Genomic DNA, 1,352 nt, shown 5'->3' with positions numbered 1-1,352 from the left:
CGTCCGCCGCGCGCTGCTCCGACTCGGCCTCCGCGCGGCCGGCGCGGAACCCCTCCGCATGCCCGTCGGCGTAGCCGCGCGTGCGGGCGATCGCGTATTGCTCGCCGTCCTCGCGGCCGTCGAGACGCGGGAACAGCACCGGTGCGAAGGCCTCAGTAGACATATTCGTCCTCGTCGGCGCGTTGCACGGTGATGTCGCCGGCGGCCTCGAGCGCGCGGATCGTGCGCACGATCTCCGCTCTGGCCTCCTCGACCTGCGAGACGCGCACGGGGCCGAGCGTGCGGGCCTCCTCGTCGAGGTTCTCCCTGTTGCGCTCGGAGACGTTGCGACGGATGAGGTCGGCGATGGGCTGGTGCGCGCCCTTGAGGGCCAGTGCGAGCGAGCGGATGTCCATGCCCCGCAGCACGCGCTGGGTGTCGCGGTCGTCCAGCTTGACGATGTCGGCGAACGTGAACATGCGCGAGCGGATGTCCTCGGCCAACGCGCTGTCCCTGTCCTCGATGCTCGCCAGCAGAGCCTTCTCCACCGTGGCGCCGGAACGGGCGATGATCTCGACGAGGGGCTCGACGCCGCCGAGCACCTCAGGAGTGTCGCGCGCCGCGAAGGTGCCGGTCCGCGCCTTGAGGGCGTCCGCCACGATCGCGATCGCCTCCTGAGATGCGGTACCCATCGTCGCGATCGCGTGGGCGACGTCCGTGCGTGTGGGGTCGGGGAGCGTGGAGAGCACGGCGGCAGCACGGTCCGTGGGCAGATGGGCGAGCACCAGGGCGACGGTCTGAGGAAGTTCGCCGTCGAGCAGCGTCGCGAGTTGAGCCGGGTCTGCGGATCCGAGGAACTCGAAGGACGAGTTCATCGACGACGATCCGACTCTGCCCAGCACGGCGGCCGCGCGTTCGGCGCCGAACGTCGCCTCCAGGAGTCCCGCTGCGATGTCGCGCCCTCCGCGGGCGGGTGGCAGGTGGCCCGACGCGATGCGGTGGAACTGGCCGAGCGCCTGAGCGGTGGTCGCCGCGTCCAGGTTCTGCAGGTCGATGATCTCGGCTGCGACGGCCTCGGCCTCCGCTTCGGACAGATGCTTCATCACCTCGATCGCCTGGGCGCGATCGAGGTTCATCAGGACGACGGCCGCTGTCTGCCGATCGGTCAGTCCGGTCATACCTGCTGCCTGTCGTCGATGAGGGTCCGCAGCAGGTCGGCTGTGCGCTTCGGGTCCTGCCGCGTGAGGGAGTCGATCTCCGCGCGCCGGCGCTCGAGGCTCACCTGCGCGGGCTCGGGGTCGGGCTCCGGCTCGGGGTCCGGCGTCGTCTCGAGGAACGCCAGCGGCGTGGTCGGCGCCTGATCGATCGCGGCG

Annotated in this window: 1 protein-coding gene and 1 pseudogene; both read right to left on the bottom strand. The window is 71.1% G+C overall.

Annotated elements, in window-relative coordinates:
• Positions 1 to 152 precede the first annotated feature (152 nt).
• Positions 153 to 1,157 (bottom strand): flagellar motor switch protein FliG, encoded by a 1,005-nt coding sequence (gene fliG, locus DSP71_RS19260; protein WP_046747395.1) that lies wholly within the window; start codon positions 1,155 to 1,157, stop codon positions 153 to 155.
• Positions 1,154 to 1,352: pseudogene (locus DSP71_RS19255) on the bottom strand (flagellar M-ring protein FliF); the annotation flags it as partial. The pseudogene DSP71_RS19255 and the gene fliG, both read right to left, overlap by 4 nt.

It is taken from the genome of Microbacterium sp. H6, assembly GCF_003314775.1.
Lineage (GTDB): Bacteria > Actinomycetota > Actinomycetes > Actinomycetales > Microbacteriaceae > Microbacterium > Microbacterium oxydans.
This window is presented reverse-complemented; position numbering and strand designations above follow the sequence as displayed.